The organism is Ornithinimicrobium sp. (assembly GCF_051004135.1).
Taxonomy (GTDB): domain Bacteria; phylum Actinomycetota; class Actinomycetes; order Actinomycetales; family Dermatophilaceae; genus Ornithinicoccus.
The window spans coordinates 1-15,855 of record NZ_JBPCKQ010000072.1 but is presented as its reverse complement, the minus strand read 5'-3'; the positions used below and the strand labels follow the sequence as shown (position 1 = coordinate 15,855).

The following is a 15,855-nucleotide window of genomic DNA, read 5'->3' as shown; positions in this document are numbered from 1 at the left end:
CAAATTCCTCAGCCAGGACCAGCTCGCCCGATATCAACCGTGGTTCAACAACGCCCGCCGCCTCAAGGAGCTCATCGCGATGCTGCAAATCGCATCAGTGCACGCAGTCGAAAGACACGAAGGCTGGAGCAGCCCCGCCGCAGGCGACTGAACAGCCCCGCCGCAACGCCTTCGACGCAAGACACCCGCCGACATCACCCGGCACGTCCATGCACGTCACTCCAGGGGGGCCGCACCCTTCCCATTCCCACCCCGCAAGCGGGGCCCAGCGCCCGCGTGTCCCGATGCAACGGTTCCAGTGGAGGGGCCCTTGCGGGGATCCTCACCGGGCGGGGCTTACGGACACCCGAGCATGCATCTCCCATCCTGACCTGGGCCGTTCGCGTATGACGTTCCTAACCGAATCAGCTCTCGTGCTCGGCTACTCCGTCGGGGGGAAGTGGCCGAGCAGTGCTCTGAGCAGTGCTCGGGAATCACTGTCGGCATTCAGGACGAGAGGATGCTCGTCTCGGCCAGGTGGCTCGAAGGCTTGCAAGTGGGCAAGCCAGCACCTCATCCCGTACGTCGCCCCCCGTCGCGGATCGATGTGGTTGTTCGCCCGCCTGCCGGTGACCAGCTCCGGGTCCGCCTGCAGGTAGATCAACCGGAAGTCGGCGCCTAGCGCGCGGGTCAGAGTCCGCCAGTCGTCGCGCAGGAACCGAGGGGAACTCGTGTCATCAACGATTGCGTCTCGTCCTGCCCGTATCGCCGTCACGCGGGCGTGGGCGATCCGGTGGGTGAGGGTCCACTCCGTTACCCCGGCCCCGTCACCGCTGACCAAACCTCGCTCAAGGTTGAGGGCGTCCAGACTGATCAGCTCGGCGTTCAACGGCTGAGCCAGCACGCCGCGCCAGGGTGCTCTTGCCGCAGAACGCTGTCCCGCAGAAGAGGATCATCGAGGGCCGGTCGCGAATCTGCATCCCTCAGCCCAGCACGACCGTGGGCGTCGATCAGGTGCGGCCCGCGGGTCGAGCAGCCCCGCTCGGGTTGTCGAAAGCGACGATGTGCATCGTCTAGCCAAGGTGCCCCTTGTGGGGTGCCCGTTCCGGGCTGAAAATGGGGTTGTGGTCGCCTGGGTGACGTCGTTGTTCCTATGGTCCGTTGAGGCCGTCGTCTAGCCGGGCGGTGGGAGTCACGTGGTGGGCTCTTCAGTGTTGCCGGTGCGCAGGTTGGTTCCGAGCACGAGGACTAGATTCGCTTGTTCTGCCCTGGTGGCTCCTCCCAGGTGGTCACACCGTGGCTGGTGTCGATCGTGTGGAAGGAGATGAGGTGGGTGTTCCGCGAGTCGCAGGACGATGAGCAGATCATCGAGCGTGTCGCGGCCTTGGATATCGGCAAGGCCGAGGTGGTGTGCTGTGTCCGGCTGCCAGGTCCAGCCGGTGGCAAGCATCGGGTCCAGGAGGTCACGACGCATTCGAGCATGACCCGGTCGTTGACCGAGCTGGCCAACCGATTGGTCGAGCTGGGAGTGACCCGGGTGGTGATGGAGGCGACCAGCGACTACTGGAAGCCACCGTTCTACCTGTTGGAGGCCCACGGGTTGACGCCGTGGCTGGTCAACGCCAAAGACGTCAAGCACCTACCGGGGCGGCCCAAGACGGACCTGTTGACCGAACTAGCGAGCCGGTCTCTTGACTTTGGCCTGCGGCGGCGGTCGGCGCTGGCTAGGTTCCGTTCTTGTGATCAACGACGCGGATGTGCCACGGGAGCTGTCCGGCTTGGTGGTGCCGCTGCGCGGCTCGCTTGAGGCGACGGGCGACTTGTTTGTGCCGTATCGACTCGTTGATGCTGGTGGTGCGGCGGTCGTGCCGGTGGCCGCGTTCTTCGCGGAGTTGGCTGCGTGCGGTCGGCCGGCGACCACGCAGCGTTCGTATGGGATGGATCTGCTGCGCTGGTTCCGGTTCTTGTGGACCCTGGGGTTGGACTGGGATCAAGCAACTCGGGTCGAGGCGCGGGACTTCTGCCGCTGGCTTCAGGTGGTCGTCAAACCGACCCGCCCGCATTGGCGTTATCCGGCCGGTGATGCTCCGGGATCAGGTAAGGAGTCGGCCCCGGCGGAGGTCAACGAGGTGACCGGTAAGCGATCGCGCGGGGAACGGTACGAGGCCTCGACGGCGGCGCATTGCGAGAGCGTGCTGCGTGCCTTCTACGACTTCCATCTTGAGGCTGGGACCGGGCCCATGCTCAACCCGTTCCCGTTGGCTCGGCGTTCTGGGTCCGGGCGTGCACGGGGCCACCACAATCCGATGGAGCCGTTCGCCAATCAACGCAGCGGACGATATCGCCCGAAGGTGGTGACCAGGGCGCCGCGGAGCATCCCGGACGATCGGTTCGACGCGTTGTTTACGCAGCTGGGGTCGCACCGGGATCGGGCGCTGGTGGCGTTCTGGGCCTCGACCGCAGCGCGGGCCTCGGAACTGCTTGGCGCCACGGTCGCCGACGTCGACCCGGGACAGCAGCTGATCACCGTGCTGCGCAAGGGCACCCGGGTGTTGCAGCCGTTACCGGCCGCACCGGACGCGTTCGTCTGGCTGCGGCTCTATCAGGCCCAGCTGGCCGAGCTGGTGCCTGCGGGCCGGGACGAGCCGTTGTGGTGGACCCTGCTGCGACCGTTCCGGGCGTTGAGCTACGACGCGGCGCGAGCGATGTTCACCCGCGCCAACCACGCACTGGGGTCGAACTGGTCGCTGCACGATCTTCGCCATACCGCCGCGTATCGGATGGCTCGGGACCCGCTGCTGCCCCTTACCGACGTGCAGTGGGTCCTGGGTCACGCCCACCTGTCGACCACCCAGAGGTACTTGAACCCGGTGACCGAGGACGTGGTCGCCGGGGTGCTCGCCTTCCACGCCCGACACCGCGGCCACGACTCGGCCGCGTCGTCGGCGCCCGGATACCGGGCCGAGAGCCTGCAGATCCTGTTCGGCGAGGACAAGTCGTGACTGCCACCGGTGGGCCGGTGATCACGGCGCTAGGAACCGATGCGCGGGCGCCGGCCAGCGGGCCGGTGAACACGACCGGGGCGCAGTTGCTGGCCGTGTTCCCACCCCGCCCGATCGTGCCGTCATGGCCAACGACCGAGGCGAGCCGATCCGCGGTGCTGGCTCGGGTCCTGGCCGTGCCGTTCTTGTTGGACAGTCCAGGAAGCCAGCGGAACCGCCGGATCGGAGTCTTGGCCGTGTTGAGCTGGCTGCAGACTCATCCGGGAGACAGTTGGCAGCAGCGGTGGATGGCCAGCGGCGCGGAGCAGCAGAGCGACTGGCGGGACGCGGTCGCCGTGAGGACCGCGGACCGTTCTCGGGTGAGCACGGTCTCCGGGAGGCGGCCGCCGCACCTGAGTCCTGGCCTGTTGGTGCTGATCTGCGCCGACGTGATCCGGCCCAGCCTGGCTTGGCTGCTGCGCTTCGCTCCGGCGCGGCGGGGACTGGCCACCGAGATGGCCCGCGACCGCGACCGCGTGGCGTTCGCGTCGCTGGAGCAGTGGTGCGCTCAGGGCCGGATCGGACTGCAGGCCGGTCAGCAGGCCCTGAGCAGGATTGCGGTCATCCTGGCGGCCAAGGGCGGTCCGGTTGCCGCAGTCCGAGTCGGTGACTGCGTCGAGCTTCTTCAGGTCGCCGCCGCCCTGCGCGCTTCCTCCGGCTCCGAGGCGCACGCACACAGCCCACTCTTTTATCAACTGCTGCGTAGTCACGGTGCCCTGGGCGAGGATGCACCCGCCGCGATCGAGATGTTCTCCGGCCACGGGCAGCCGACCTGTGAGCAGTTGATCGACCGCTATCAGATCGCCTGCCGACCGGTGCGCGACGTGCTGGTGGACTACCTGCGCGAACGCCAACCGTCGGTGGACTTCTCCTCGCTGCAACGGTTCGCCTACCTCCTGGGCAAACTGTTCTGGGCGGACCTGGAGGCCCACCACCCCGGTATCGAGTCCCTGAAGTTGCCTCGCGATGTCGCCGCGGCATGGAAGCAGCGGGTGATGACCCGGACCCGCACGACAACCTCTCCCGCCGGCGAACAGGTCCAGCTGACTTCCACGCGGCTGGACGGACGCAGCGTCCTGTCGGCCGTGCGTACCCTCTACCTCGACATCGCCGAGTGGGCCGACGACGACCCGTCCCGTTGGGGTCCGTGGGCGGTCCGCTGCCCGGTCAGCGCCAGCGACGTGTCCCACAAGAAGGACCGGTCCCGGCGCAAGTCCCGCATGGACCAACGCACCCGCGAACGGCTGCCAGTGCTGCCGGCACTGGTGACCTGGGTACAGGCCGAGCGGACCCGCACCGCCGAGCTGCTCGCCCAGGCCCAACGAACCCAGCCTGGTGAACTGTTCACCGCCATGGGCCAGACGCTGCGCCGCACGGTGATGAAGACCGAGACCACTAGCCGCACCTGGGCCGAGCATCCAGACACCGGCCTGCGCTGCGATCTGACCTTTGAAGAGCACCGCGGGTTCTGGACCTGGGCGATGGTCGAGGTACTGCGACACACCGGAATCCGCATCGAGGAACTGACCGAGCTGTCGCATCACAGCCTGATCCAATACCGGCTGCCGGACACCGGCCAGCTGATCCCGTTGCTGCAGATCAGCCCGTCCAAGACAGACGCCGAACGGCTGCTGGTCATCTCCCCCGAGCTCGCCGATGTCTTGTCGACCATCGTCGCCCGGATCCGTGCCGGTCAGCCCCACGTGCCCCTGGTGGTCTCCTACGACAAGAACGAGCGCGTATACAACTCGCCCATGCCGTTGCTGTTCCAATGGCATCGACACCTTGAGGACCGCGCAGTAGCCGAGACCTCGATGCGCAGCTACCTCGACCACGCGCTCAGCGTGCTCGGCGTCAAGGATGCGGGAGGTCGCCAACTGCGCTACACCTTTCACGACTTCCGAAGGCTGTTCATCACCGATGCGATCATGCATGGCATGCCGCCGCACATCGCCCAACTCGTCGCCGGGCACCGCGACATCAACACCACCATGGGTTACAAGGCCGTCTACCCCGAAGAAGTGATCAACGGGCATCGGGCATTCATCTCTCGGCGCCGCGCGCTGCGGCCCAGCGAGGAATACCGCACCCCCACCGACGAGGAATGGGCCGAATTCATCGGCCACTTCGAGCGCCGCAAGGTATCCGTCGGCGACTGCGGACGCTCCTACGACACCCCTTGCATCCACGAACACAGCTGCCTGCGCTGCCCGCTCCTGCGCCCAGATCCCACCGCCCGGGCACGCCTGGCCCAGATCCGCGACAACCTCATCGCCCGTATCGCCGAAGCCGAATCACACCACTGGCTCGGGGAAGCCGAAGGACTCAAGGTCAGCCTCGCCGGCGCCCGCGCCAAGCTCGCTGAGATGGACCAAATCACCGTCCGCCGGGCCCAGACAGTCCAACTCGGAGCCCCTACCTTCACCGACGCCGCCGGCCGGACGGACCCCGACGAACCCACCCAGCCACAAGACCAGCCCCTGACCTGACCGACCAGACCCTGCCTCCTCCCGCCCACGACCACCCCCTAGTTCGGAGAAGATGTACTGGACGCGGTGTGGCTGTGCAAGGTCGCCGAACGACAGATGCTGCGGCCCAGTTTCGTGCCGCCGCGCGACATCCGAAAGCTGCGGGATCTGGTCCGGTACCGGGTCGACCTGGTCGGTGTCCGCAACTCGGAGAAGAACCGGGTCGAGAAGCTCCTCGAAGACGCCTGCATCAAGCTCTCGGTCGTGGCTTCGGACATCTTCGGGGTCTCCGGGCGGGAGATGATGTCAGCGATGCTCGCCGGGGAACGCGATCCTGTCGTGCTGGCCCAGATGGCCAGGTCACGGATGCGAGCCAAGATCCCCCAGTTGGAAGAGGCGTTCACTGGTCACTTCGATGACCATCACCGGTTCGTGCTGGCCCGGATGCTCGGCCGGGTCGATTCCGCCGATGCCGACATCGCCGCTGTGGACCAAGAGATCGAGAAGTACCTGGCCCCTTTCGATGACGCGGTCGACCGGCTCGATGAGATCCCCGGGATCGGCCCGACCGCAGCCGCGCTCGTCATCGCCGAGATCGGGATCGACATGAGCCGGTTCCCCACCCCAGGGCACCCGGCCTCGTGGGCCAAGTTCGCACCCGGGATCAAGTCCTCCGCCGGCAAGAACAAGGGCAACGGCTCGACCGGGCACGGCAACCGGTACCTGGCCCGCGTCCTTGGCGAGGCCGCCGTCTCCGGCCGGCCGGACCGACACCTTCCTCGGTGCCCGCTACCGGCGCATCGCCCGAAGACGTGGAAAGAAGAAGGCCATCGTCGCGACCGGACGCTCCATTCTGGTCATCATCTGGCACCTCCTGGCAGACCCCAACGCGCGCTGGCACGACCTGGGCGCCGACCACTACGACCGCCACGTCAACGTCGGCGCCAAGAAGCGCAACCACATCCGTCAACTCGAAGCCCTCGGCTACACCGTCACCCTCGAACCCGTCGCGTAGACCCCACCCAAGCGCGCAGCACCACCACCCGCACCCCCGGGTACAGTTCCCCCTGCCCAGTCACCATTCATTTTCGGACTGGACTAGTGGTCCTGCCGGGTTGTCCCCGGCATCCGACCCGGTCAGCCGATCGCTCGAGGAAGGATTACCGTGGCTGGCATGCGATCACCGCAGATCGCAGAAGTCGAGCACGAGGAGCGCAGCCGATGAGCGGAAGCACCGGAAAGACAGACCCGCACGACGAGGACGCCATCGATCCGGACGGCGACCCGGAACTCAGGAACCCGCGGGACGAGCGAGACGTCAACCACGAGGACACCACCGACCCCGACACGGATCCTGACATCGTCAATCCACGGGACACCCGGACCGACTGACGACACCGATCGGTCCAACATCTGGGGTCAAGGAGAACTCCGCTTGCAAGATCGACAGGCCGTAACGGAGTGAGACAGGCTTCAACGACGTGGTATTCGACCTCGTCTCGGTGCAGGGTCACGCGCTGAGGGCTGGGCACGACTACGGCCAGTATGTGCGCGATGCCCGCAACGCAGGAAGGGACGACATCGCCAGTTTCTTCGAGCAGGTCATGGAGCGGGACTCCGAGCGGGCCAGGAGTGTCACGACTTCCTGAAGGAGATCACCAGCCAGGACCACGCGCCCCGGTCCGATGGATCGGGCGAGCTCACACATGGTGCAATCGACGGGACTCGTCGCGACCGGGGCGGGGCCGTCGTCATGAGTCATCGGCGAACGCTCCCGGCGCCAGCCCACCATGGCACTGCTCGAGCACCAGCAACTGTGACCTGGCCCGATCTTGCAGATCCGCCAGGTCACTCACATCCAGGCCGAGGGTATCGGCGTGCGCATCCAGGGTCTGCCAGAGGCTGAGCTTTGCGGCCACCCCGGCTTGGATCGCCTCGATCTCGACCAATGGTGTCGACGGGGAGCGGGACCACACCCGGCCGTTCCGCTTCAACCGCCCCACCGCCTCGCCGAATCGACCGGCGACCAGCTTGTGACGCTGCGGTCGGACCCCCACTCGCTCGATGATGTCGAGCAGGACCGCCCGATCGCGCTTGACCTGCGAGGTCAGTGTGACCAGTTCAGCGTGCATGCTCAGGTCGGTGTACTGGGAGGTCATCTGGGACAGACGCTGTATTGCGCCGGTGGCACCGCTTAGGTGGTCGCTGAGGTAGATAGTCAGTAGCTGCTTCTGCACAGGTAACCCCAATCATCGTCGTGCGGCCACCCTTTCGCGGAAGCGGGCGTCTTGGCACCTCGGACGGCGTTCAGCGGCTCGGGTCACATCTGTCACCGCCCCCAGCGAGTCTTCGGACCATCGCCAGGCACCGGCGTCAAGCCGAGGGCAGCCGAACCCCGCACCGCACCTTGGACGTCATCAGCCCCCTGGGCGTGGCGGGCGTTGATCGTGTCGGTCAGCGTGTGGTTCGCGCTCGACACCGGCTTCTCCCTCGTCGTCGGCGAGTGGCAGCACGCGCTCTTCATCCTGGCCTTCCTCGCAGCACTCGGCCTTCCGCTGCTGCTGTGGCGGCGAACCGAACGGGGCAGCGCCACACAAGCCCTCCACGATGCCCGTTAGCCGAACCGCTTGCGGCGACGCCCGACCTGACCGAGCTGGGGGCAGCGGCAGGCCGACGCAGTCGCTGCGGAACTGGAGCGGCGTCTCGACGGCGAAGCGGTCGGGATCATTGCCTCCGATCTGCTACGGGCACGGCACACTGCGGAGATCATCAGCACCCGAATCGGTGGTGACGTTCGGCTCGACCCCGATCTGCGGGAGAAGTCCTACGGCGATGCAGAGGGTCGGCCGAAGGCATGGCTTCAGGAACGACAGATCCCACTCCCGGAGCAGGGCGAGCGGCTTCGCCACGATGAAGGGATCGCCGGTGCCGAGACCCGCATGGATCGTGCACGGCGTGCCTATGCTGCCATGCAGCGCTTGATGTTGTCCGAGTTGGAGAACCAGGTTGTGGTGACACACGGCGGCACCGCAACGCTCCTACTTGCCGCCTGGATCGAGATGGCAATCGAGTCAGTCGGGCGGGTCCAGTTCGGGCTCAGTTCGGGCGGCATCACCGAGCTTTCCAAGAACGCCAGGAACCACAGCCACATGATCGCCCGGCTCAACGATGTTGGCCACCTTGAGGTGGCCGGCGGCTGACCTTGCCGGTCGCTTTGAGCCCGGTGAGGGACCTTCCCGCGCGCTCGCCGGCACCATCTCGATCCTCAGACGTGCCCGGTGGCCGATGGCTTACTGGACTGGGGAACGACCAGGCGTTTCCAATGCTTCGTCAGGTTTGTGAGCCCGGTCCGCTCATGATCCGTTCTCGGCGAGGATGGCAGACGCCGCTTCCACGAGTGTGGTGTTGTCCGGTGCGCGCGATCCGTCGGGCATCGTGAGGGTGTCTTCCAGGCCGATCCGGGTGGGCAGTCCGAGCCGGGCGGCGTGGCGCAGGGTGGGCCAACAGGTGTTGCCTTGGCCGTGCAGCAGGACGGGCAGCCCGGGGCCTGGCCCCAGCAGATCCAGCAGGCGGTCGGCCATGGCTTCGGCGTGCCACAACCCGGCCTCCACGCCCACCCCTCGCTCCAGCAGTGCAGCGGCCACGTCCTCGGCGCCGGTCTCGTGCCAGTTCACTGAGGCGAAGTCGGGCAGGATGGTCCATTCCCGGATTGCCTGTACCCGCGCCTGCCGGTCTGGCAGCACCCACGCGCCGGTGGCGACCCCGACCACGACACCGGGTGCATCGGCGCTGGCCGCTTCCAGGACCTCGGCCATCGCTGCGGCGTCGAGGGTGTCGACCCCCTGGTGGTCATTGACGTGTAGGTGCACCGCGTCGACCCCGGCGCCGTGAACCTTGGTTGCCTCGCGCGCCAACGCCGTTGCGGTCACCGGCAGTCGGGGATGCTCGCACGGCAGCCGCGCACCGTTCAGGCACGCTTGGAGCAGCCGGCCGTCTCCAGGGTCAGGCATCACGCGAAGGTAGCGCACTGAGGATATGCGGGTACATACCCAGGCGGCGGGTACATACCCAGGCGTGCGACGGTCGGGTACAAGGGGGATCGCCTACCGGTGTTCGGGTCACAGGCCCCCGGCCTGGCTCCGGAGGGGCGGCTGATCGTCCTATGCCCTTGGAGGCGCCGTGCGTGCGGCATCGAGCGACCCGTGCACGTGGCCACGACGATGGCCGACCTGAGTAACAGAAGAAGGAACCCGTCGCAGATCGATCGGCTACTGGGGTGCTGGCCACGGGTCCACTTGGCCGTGACCCCACCCGGTGAGGTGCTCGGCCAAAGCCGTCAGGGCGATCACCGCGACGACGATCAGGACCATGATCCAGACCGGCCGAACCATCACTAGAGCGAGGATGCCGATGGTGTCCAGGACGCCCACCAGCGCCCACCCGGGCAGACGCGCGGTGACACGCCCTGACCCCCAGCTGCCCATGAGAATCATCCGCTGGCCAGGTCGAGCAGGCCATCTGTGGGCTCGGTCCGCGGGCGGTTCCGGCGCCGAACCCGCAACCAGGTCTCACGCTCCTGAACGGTCAACCCACCCCAGATACCGTACGGCTCCTGAGCGTTCAGCCCATGCTCCCGGCAGGACTCCAGCACCGGGCAAGGAGCGCAGACCGCCTTGGCCTGGGTGACCAGCATGTCGCGTGTGTGCCCTCGCTCGGACTCCAGGAAGAACCTCTCCGGGTCCCCTTGGCGGCACACCCCGGCCAGTTGCCAGGCGTAGCGGTCGTGGGCCGGAGGCGGCAGGCGCTTGTTGTGGGCCACCGCGGCCACCTCCGATGTTGTCACGCGAGGAGCGATCCAACCCGAGGTCCGAGATGCCGCTTACGTTGTAAGCCTATGTAGAAGGTGGTTCGGACGCAATCTGTTGTCTGGATCGGGCCCCGGTGATAACCGCTTCGCGGTGGTCCCGCCTCGTCCCCGACCACAAAGTGCAGGGCGCTGTCACCTGGCCAAGATCCATAGCACCGGGTTGAGGGGAGCCCTACCTGTCACACCTGAAGACCGAGGTTGCCGCGCAGGGTTGTTTGGTCGTAGGACCGGCGGACCCGCCCGCGCCGCTGCAGTTCGGGGATGACACCGGTGACGAACTCCTCGAGCGACGAGGGGTAGAGCGCAGGCACGATGACGAACCCGTCGGCGGCCCCGATGTCGAAGAGCTCGCACAGGTAGTCGGCGACCGTGGCCGGGCACCCGGCGGGCTATGGATGGAGTTGGCTCATCGCCTGTTTTGCGGCGAGTTCACGCACGGTGAGGCCCTCTGCGCGGCAGGCCCGCAGGAGCACTTCTTCGAATCCGTCGCCGCCGGTGGCGCCTCGGTGGGACTGGACGAGGGCGGCGCCGGTCCCGTCTGGATCGAACCGATCTGGGTCGGTGTGCAGGAGCCGGGCAAGGAAGGTGAGGGTCTCCTTCTCGTCGAGGAACGACTCGAGTTCGGCCACGCGGTGCCGGGCTCCGGCGTCGGTGGCGGCGAGGATCGGCTGGACGGCGGGCAGGACCCGCAGGGAGTCGGGATGGCGACCGGGCGATCCGGCGGGGGTCAGCGAAGACGCGGTTGTCGGTGTCGAGGACGAGGGCCTCCGGCGCCCAGGTCTGCCACAGGTCGAGCACCGTGCGGGCGACCCGGTCGGCGTGGTCGTACCGCTCTGCCTTGCTGGGCATCGCGGACCAGCCCATGTTGCGGGCCTCGGCGTCGGTCGTGGAGGTGACGACGTTCCACGCGATCCGACCTCCGGAGAGGTGGTCGAGGCTGAGCATCGTCCGGGCGATCGAGTACGGCGGGAGGAACGTCGTCGACATCGTCGCACCGAGGCCGAGGTGGGTGGTAGCGGCTGCGGCGGCCGAGACAACGACGACCGGGTCGAGGTAGATCGTGCCCTTGCCGCCGGTGCGCACGGTGGTCGCGTAACTGCCCGCGGCGTCTTCGGGGACCGCGAGTGCGTCGGCCATGAACATCATGTCGAAGCAGCCGCGCTCGAGGGTACGGGCAAGGTCGGTGTAGAACCGGGCGCTGAGCCAGTCGGTACGCGAGAGCGGGTGGCGCCAGTTCTCGGCGTACTGGCTCGTCGGGGCGGTCACCATCGCCACGAGGTGCATCGTCTCAGCCGAAGAGGGCACCGGGCCCCTCCAGAATCTCCAGGGTCGCGCTGCCGGTCACCACGGCGGCGACGACGGCGAGAACGCCGGCTGCGAATCCCCAGTCGGCGCCGGTGACCCGGATAGGGCGCCAGGTCGTGCGTGGCTGGAGCCCGAGCCCGCGTGATTCCAGTGCCTGCGCCAGCCGCTCTCCCTTGCGGACCGAGACGACCAGGAGGGTGAAGGTCACCCCGGCGAGGTGCCGCGGGCTCCGTGGCGGCCGGGCGCCCTCGGGTAGGTTCATCCGCATGGTGTGAGCATGACGGATCGTTGACCACTCCCGTGGCATCTCCTGGAGCATCCGGTACCCGGCGAGGATCGCGAAGGTAACTCGGGGGCTGAGGTGGGCGTTTTGGTGCAGGCTCATCATCAGTGCGACCCCCTCGGTCGACAGAAGGAATCCGATGGCGAGCACCCCGATGAGCAGGGTGCGAGCCGCCAGCGCCGCCCCGACGCTCAGCCCCTGCTCGGTGACCCGGAGCGGGCCGGCTTGCCACAGGACCGTCCCCGGCCGGGACAGGGCGTTGACGATCAACACGCCGACCGCGAAAGCGAGGAAGGGCAGGTGGGCCAGGGCGAGCGTGTACGCCGGCACCCGCACCGACATCGCGACCCCGAGGAGCCCGAGAACGTACAAGACCGCCGGGGTGATGGGGTCCAGGAGGAATATCGAGACCAAGGAGACAACGGCGAGCAGGGCCAGCTTGAGCGTCGGGTTGCGGCGGGCGAGCGGGGAATCGGTGGCAACAGTGCCGGTCAGGGCGCTCACTGGGCCAACTCCTCGCGCCTGGGTGGGACCACGGCGTCGTCGAGTTGGCCCAGCACGTGTGCGGTGGCGCCGGGTGTGTGCTCGAGGAGCCATGCGACCAGCGGCGGCAGGGTGAGTCCGGCTTGGGCGAGCACGCAGGCGTCGGAAAGGACCTGCTCGGTCGGGCCGTCGGCGAGCACCCCGCCGTTGCCGAGGATGACGACCCGGTCGGCCAAGCCAGCGACGAGCCGCAGGTCGTGGCTGACCAGGACGACGCCGTCGCCCCGGTCGGCGACGTCACGCAGGGTCATGGCGGTGCCGATGGCGTCACGCCGGTCCAGCCCGAGGGTGGGCTCGTCGATGAGGAGCACGGGCCGGTCGTGGGCAAGCATGGCGGCCAGGCTGAGCCGGCGCTTCTCCCCGCCGGAAAGCTGGAACGGGTTCTGGCCGGCGAGGTGGGTGAGCCGGTGGCGCCGCAGCTGCGCGTCCACCACCTTCTGCTTGGTCTCCGCCGGCAGCCCGTGACCGATCTCCTCGCGCACGGTGGTGGCGACGAACTGGTGCTCGGGGTTCTGGAAGACCAGGCCGGGTCGCGAACCCCCCACGATGCCCGCCAGCGGGGACAAGAGCCTGGCCAGGGTGAGCAGGAGGGTGGACTTCCCGACCCCGTTGCCGCCGAGGAGGGCGATGACTTCCCCTGCCCGCACGGTCAGGTCGACGTCGGCCAGGAGCGTGCAGGACGCCTGAGCCTCGGGCACGGCTCCGGGGTGGCCGCGCCACTGTTTCTTGCTCGCCGATTCCGCTCGGCCGACCGCGAGGCCCCGGGCCGACAGGAGCACCTGTCCACCGGACCGGCGGGGAACGGGTTGGTCAGCCAGGACATGGAGCAGGTCGGTGTTCACCCTGGACCCCAGATCCCCGGCCGCATCGGTGAGCGCGTAAAACTCGGCGTCCAGCGGCAGCCAGCACCCGGCCGCGTGAAGCATGCCGGCGTGCTCGCGCAAGACGACGGCGGTCGACCCGTCGGCGAGCACCGTTCCGTCATCGCCGAGAACCACTGCCCGCCCGGGCAGACCGGCCGTCCCAGCCACCCCGGCCCACTCATCGAGCCGGTGCTCGATGAGGACCATCGCGGGCCGGTACCTCCCGATCGCCCCGGTCAGGGCCCCGCGTACCGAGGCGACCCCGGCGGGGTCGAGCATCGAGGTCGGCTCATCGAGTAGGAGCACCTCGGGCCCGGTGACCAGGGCCGCCGCGAGCGCGACCCGCTGAGACTCACCCCCTGACAAGACCGCAGTCGCCCGCTGCCGCAGGTGCCCGGCGCCGATAGTGTCCAGGGCGGCACGGATCCGTGGTCCGATGCTCGCTGGCTCGGTCGCGTGGTTCTCCAACGGCAAAGCCAGTTCCTGCTCGACTTGAGGCAGGCACACTGCGGCGGACGGGTCCTGGGCCAGCACCCCGAGGTGCCGGGACCGCTCAACAACACAGGTGGCCTCGGTTGTCGTCCCCGCGACGATCACCTCGCCGGTGACCGTCGCGGTCACGGTGTGCGGGATCACCCCGGTGATCGCGTGCAACAACGTCGACTTGCCGGATCCGGACGCGCCCAGGACGACGACCTGCTGCCCGGGTGCCAGTCGCAACGACACCGCGCTCAGCACGGGCTCGTCACGCCGGGGAAAGGTCACGGTTAGGTCGTCCAGCTCGACCACGGCCCTACCGTGCGTCCCGGCCAGGCGGGGGCGGTGCGCGGCTAGCTCACTCATCGCCCTGTCATCTCGCGGCCGATCGCGAAGTTATCGACCACGCCGGTGCGAGCCAGAGCGTCGACGATGACCTTGGCGAGCAGCCCACCAAGGATGATCCCGGACAGGGCCTGCATGACCAGGCGCAGGAAGAATATGTCCTGGCCATACCAGCCGAATCGGAAGGCTGAGTAGAAGAACACCATGCTGGCACCGAGCAGGCCGGAGAGGGCGAAGACGCCCCAGCCGAACCGCTTGTACCTCATCAGCGCGAACGCCACCTCACTACCGGCGCCCTGGATGGCTGCGGCAATGATGAGCGTCGGGCCGACCGGTGAGCCGAGGAAGACGACCTCGACGACCGAGGCGAGGATCTCGGCAATCACACCGGACAAAGGCCGGCGGATGATTGCCACGGCGATCGGGGCGACCAGAAGCCATCCGCCAAACAGGACGTGCTGGGAGAGGTCGCCTGCCGGTCCCATCAGGATACTCAGCCCGTTCCAGGCCTGGACAAGCGCCCAGTAGGCGAACCCGAAGACGACACCGAGGACGACCATGAGAACGAGGTCCTTCATCGCCCAAGCACGGCGGGGCCGGGTGACCGGCGCGTTGTGCTCGGTGGTCATAGCGCTGGCCTTCCTCGGGACTCGGCCGGGCTCGGCGAACCGACCGAGACGGTGAGATGGGTGACGACGTGGGGGACGACAGCGCCCACCTGAGCCCACGCGTCGACGACCGTGGCGAGCACCTCCGCGAGGTCGCCAGTCAGCTTCGTGGCGTAGTGGTTCGCACAGGCCGCGACACCCCGGGCCTGGGCCGCGGCGATGGCGGCCTCGATGTGGACCATATGGTCGCCCTGGCCCGAGCCGCCATCAAGCAACGGGTACAGCGACCACTGGGCAGCCGCACGAATGCCGGTGGGCTCCAGCGCCACCGACGCCGTTTCGGGTAGGCCAGCAACGTCGAGGTGGCACGACGCCTCCCCAGGACAGCCGCGCGAGAGGAGGATATGGGCGACCACATGCCCGGCACCGCAGCGCCGGAACGCGGCGGCGATGAGCGCCGAGGCGAACGCGGCCAGCCGCTCCTCCGCCAGCTCGGTGCGCGCACCGACGTAGGTACTCACCTCGTCGGTCTCGACGAGGAGATCATCGCTCAGGCCAGCGCCGATGACGTCCGCGAGCGCGCCGAGGATGACCTCTTCGAAGTCGTCGCAGTGCGGGTGGACGCTCAGCCGCATGCCGACACCGAGTTGCTCGGGCATCGCGCCGGCGGCCATCTGCTGGTCACGCTGGGGGCTCATCATGGTCCCTTCAGGACCCGCGGCTACTTCGAGACCCAGCCCGACGACAAACGTCGGGCAGGTGCCCTACTCCCTACGCCGGTACGAACCGGATCAGGTTGACGGGTCTGCGGGCTGTCCGCACTCTCAGCGCCTTGCGGCGCTCCCCGGGGGTCTGGACCAATGCTACCCCGAACGTACGGGCCGGGTCACGACGTCTCGTCGAGTGTCACACCGACCCACACCAGAACTAGACAACCAAGCGCGCCAAGGCTGACGTTCCGCACATCTCGGATGGAGTATCTGCGCAATTAGGGGCGCTGCGTGTAGGCGCTGGGGGGCAGGCCGAGGAGTTCGAGGAGTTGCAGTTGCTGGGTGGTGAGTTCGGGTTCGAAGGTC

The 15,855-nt window shown here is 67.9% G+C and carries 18 protein-coding genes, 3 pseudogenes and 1 riboswitch; of the genes and pseudogenes, 9 read left to right on the top strand and 12 right to left on the bottom strand.

The features are described from left to right. Positions 1–421: 421 nt before the first annotated feature. Positions 422–883, bottom strand: a complete 462-nt coding sequence (locus ACR2FV_RS04095) for an AAA family ATPase (RefSeq protein ID WP_434014422.1) — start codon at positions 881–883, stop codon at positions 422–424. Positions 884–1,282: 399 nt separating this feature from the next. On the opposite strand from ACR2FV_RS04095, the gene ACR2FV_RS04090 reads away from it, so the two are divergent. The 7 genes and pseudogenes from ACR2FV_RS04090 to ACR2FV_RS04060 all read left to right on the top strand — a co-directional run bounded on the left by ACR2FV_RS04090 (position 1,283) and on the right by ACR2FV_RS04060 (position 7,137). Next, entirely contained in the window at positions 1,283–1,786 is a 504-nt protein-coding gene (locus ACR2FV_RS04090) for an IS110 family transposase (RefSeq protein ID WP_434014421.1), read from the top strand. A 19-nt stretch (positions 1,787–1,805) separates the two neighbouring features. Further along, complete coding sequence (locus tag ACR2FV_RS04085; RefSeq protein WP_434014420.1) at positions 1,806–2,981, top strand: tyrosine-type recombinase/integrase; 1,176 nt, start codon at positions 1,806–1,808, stop codon at positions 2,979–2,981. Continuing rightward, positions 2,978–5,509, top strand: coding sequence for a tyrosine-type recombinase/integrase (locus tag ACR2FV_RS04080; protein ID WP_434014419.1), 2,532 nt, complete (start codon positions 2,978–2,980; stop codon positions 5,507–5,509). Before ACR2FV_RS04085 ends, ACR2FV_RS04080 begins: the two co-directional genes overlap by 4 nt. Positions 5,510–5,605: 96 nt before the next feature. Beyond that, positions 5,606–6,223, top strand: a pseudogene (locus ACR2FV_RS04075) (transposase); the annotation flags it as partial. Between the two features lies 1 nt (position 6,224). Next, positions 6,225–6,503, top strand: coding sequence for a hypothetical protein (locus tag ACR2FV_RS04070; protein WP_434014425.1), 279 nt, complete (start codon positions 6,225–6,227; stop codon positions 6,501–6,503). Positions 6,504–6,709: 206 nt separating this feature from the next. Then, positions 6,710–6,880, top strand: a complete 171-nt coding sequence (locus ACR2FV_RS04065) for a hypothetical protein (protein ID WP_434014424.1) — start codon at positions 6,710–6,712, stop codon at positions 6,878–6,880. 89 nt (positions 6,881–6,969) lie between these two features. Beyond that, a complete protein-coding gene (locus ACR2FV_RS04060; protein ID WP_434014418.1) occupies positions 6,970–7,137 on the top strand; it encodes a hypothetical protein in 168 nt (55 codons plus the stop codon). A gap of 102 nt (positions 7,138–7,239) precedes the next feature. On the opposite strand, the gene ACR2FV_RS04055 is transcribed toward ACR2FV_RS04060, so the two are convergent. Further along, positions 7,240–7,647, bottom strand: a complete 408-nt coding sequence (locus ACR2FV_RS04055; protein WP_434014417.1) for a hypothetical protein — start codon at positions 7,645–7,647, stop codon at positions 7,240–7,242. A gap of 282 nt (positions 7,648–7,929) precedes the next feature. Here ACR2FV_RS04055 and ACR2FV_RS04050 point away from each other — a divergent pair, with 282 nt between their 5' ends. Next, positions 7,930–8,106, top strand: coding sequence for a hypothetical protein (locus ACR2FV_RS04050; RefSeq protein ID WP_434014416.1), 177 nt, complete (start codon positions 7,930–7,932; stop codon positions 8,104–8,106). A 51-nt stretch (positions 8,107–8,157) separates the two neighbouring features. Continuing rightward, a pseudogene (locus ACR2FV_RS04045) lies at positions 8,158–8,688 on the top strand (histidine phosphatase family protein); the annotation flags it as partial. Between the two features lie 153 nt (positions 8,689–8,841). Here ACR2FV_RS04045 and ACR2FV_RS04040 read toward each other — a convergent pair. The 10 genes and pseudogenes from ACR2FV_RS04040 to ACR2FV_RS03995 form a co-directional block, all read right to left on the bottom strand. Then, entirely contained in the window at positions 8,842–9,498 is a 657-nt protein-coding gene (locus ACR2FV_RS04040; RefSeq protein ID WP_434014415.1) for a 3-keto-5-aminohexanoate cleavage protein, read from the bottom strand. 258 nt (positions 9,499–9,756) lie between these two features. Continuing rightward, positions 9,757–9,918 (bottom strand): hypothetical protein, encoded by a 162-nt coding sequence (locus ACR2FV_RS04035; protein ID WP_434014414.1) that lies wholly within the window; start codon positions 9,916–9,918, stop codon positions 9,757–9,759. A gap of 59 nt (positions 9,919–9,977) precedes the next feature. After that, positions 9,978–10,331, bottom strand: coding sequence for a WhiB family transcriptional regulator (locus tag ACR2FV_RS04030; protein WP_434014413.1), 354 nt, complete (start codon positions 10,329–10,331; stop codon positions 9,978–9,980). 203 nt (positions 10,332–10,534) lie between these two features. After that, on the bottom strand, positions 10,535–10,666 hold the full coding sequence (locus tag ACR2FV_RS04025) for a hypothetical protein (RefSeq protein WP_434014412.1): 132 nt from the start codon (positions 10,664–10,666) through the stop codon (positions 10,535–10,537). A gap of 78 nt (positions 10,667–10,744) precedes the next feature. Beyond that, on the bottom strand, positions 10,745–10,984 hold the full coding sequence (locus tag ACR2FV_RS04020) for a hypothetical protein (protein WP_434014423.1): 240 nt from the start codon (positions 10,982–10,984) through the stop codon (positions 10,745–10,747). Positions 10,985–11,210: 226 nt separating this feature from the next. Further along, positions 11,211–11,498: pseudogene (locus ACR2FV_RS04015) on the bottom strand (LLM class flavin-dependent oxidoreductase); the annotation flags it as partial. A 145-nt stretch (positions 11,499–11,643) separates the two neighbouring features. Beyond that, positions 11,644–12,447, bottom strand: a complete 804-nt coding sequence (locus ACR2FV_RS04010; RefSeq protein WP_434014411.1) for an energy-coupling factor transporter transmembrane component T family protein — start codon at positions 12,445–12,447, stop codon at positions 11,644–11,646. After that, the gene (locus ACR2FV_RS04005; protein ID WP_434014410.1) at positions 12,444–14,192 is read right to left on the bottom strand and encodes an ABC transporter ATP-binding protein; all 1,749 of its coding nucleotides are present in this window, start codon (positions 14,190–14,192) and stop codon (positions 12,444–12,446) included. The genes ACR2FV_RS04010 and ACR2FV_RS04005 overlap by 4 nt, the downstream gene beginning before the upstream one ends. After that, positions 14,189–14,800, bottom strand: a complete 612-nt coding sequence (locus ACR2FV_RS04000) for an ECF transporter S component (RefSeq protein ID WP_434014409.1) — start codon at positions 14,798–14,800, stop codon at positions 14,189–14,191. The genes ACR2FV_RS04005 and ACR2FV_RS04000 overlap by 4 nt, the downstream gene beginning before the upstream one ends. After that, complete coding sequence (locus ACR2FV_RS03995; RefSeq protein WP_434014408.1) at positions 14,797–15,477, bottom strand: YkoF family thiamine/hydroxymethylpyrimidine-binding protein; 681 nt, start codon at positions 15,475–15,477, stop codon at positions 14,797–14,799. The genes ACR2FV_RS04000 and ACR2FV_RS03995 overlap by 4 nt, the downstream gene beginning before the upstream one ends. A gap of 51 nt (positions 15,478–15,528) precedes the next feature. Continuing rightward, positions 15,529–15,636: riboswitch (TPP riboswitch) on the bottom strand. Between the last annotated feature and the right edge of the window lie 219 nt (positions 15,637–15,855).

Bases quoted from the DNA above. Each gene is read 5' to 3' on its own strand.
- ACR2FV_RS04040 (WP_434014415.1), bottom strand. From the start codon at position 9,498: ATGCCTGACCCTGGAGACGGCCGGCTGCTCCAAGCGTGCCTGAACGGT.
- ACR2FV_RS03995 (WP_434014408.1), bottom strand. From the start codon at position 15,477: ATGAGCCCCCAGCGTGACCAGCAGATGGCCGCCGGCGCGATGCCCGAG.
- ACR2FV_RS04055 (WP_434014417.1), bottom strand. From the start codon at position 7,647: ATGACCTCCCAGTACACCGACCTGAGCATGCACGCTGAACTGGTCACA.
- ACR2FV_RS04005 (WP_434014410.1), bottom strand. From the start codon at position 14,192: ATGAGTGAGCTAGCCGCGCACCGCCCCCGCCTGGCCGGGACGCACGGT.
- ACR2FV_RS04000 (WP_434014409.1), bottom strand. From the start codon at position 14,800: ATGACCACCGAGCACAACGCGCCGGTCACCCGGCCCCGCCGTGCTTGG.
- ACR2FV_RS04065 (WP_434014424.1), top strand. From the start codon at position 6,710: ATGAGCGGAAGCACCGGAAAGACAGACCCGCACGACGAGGACGCCATC.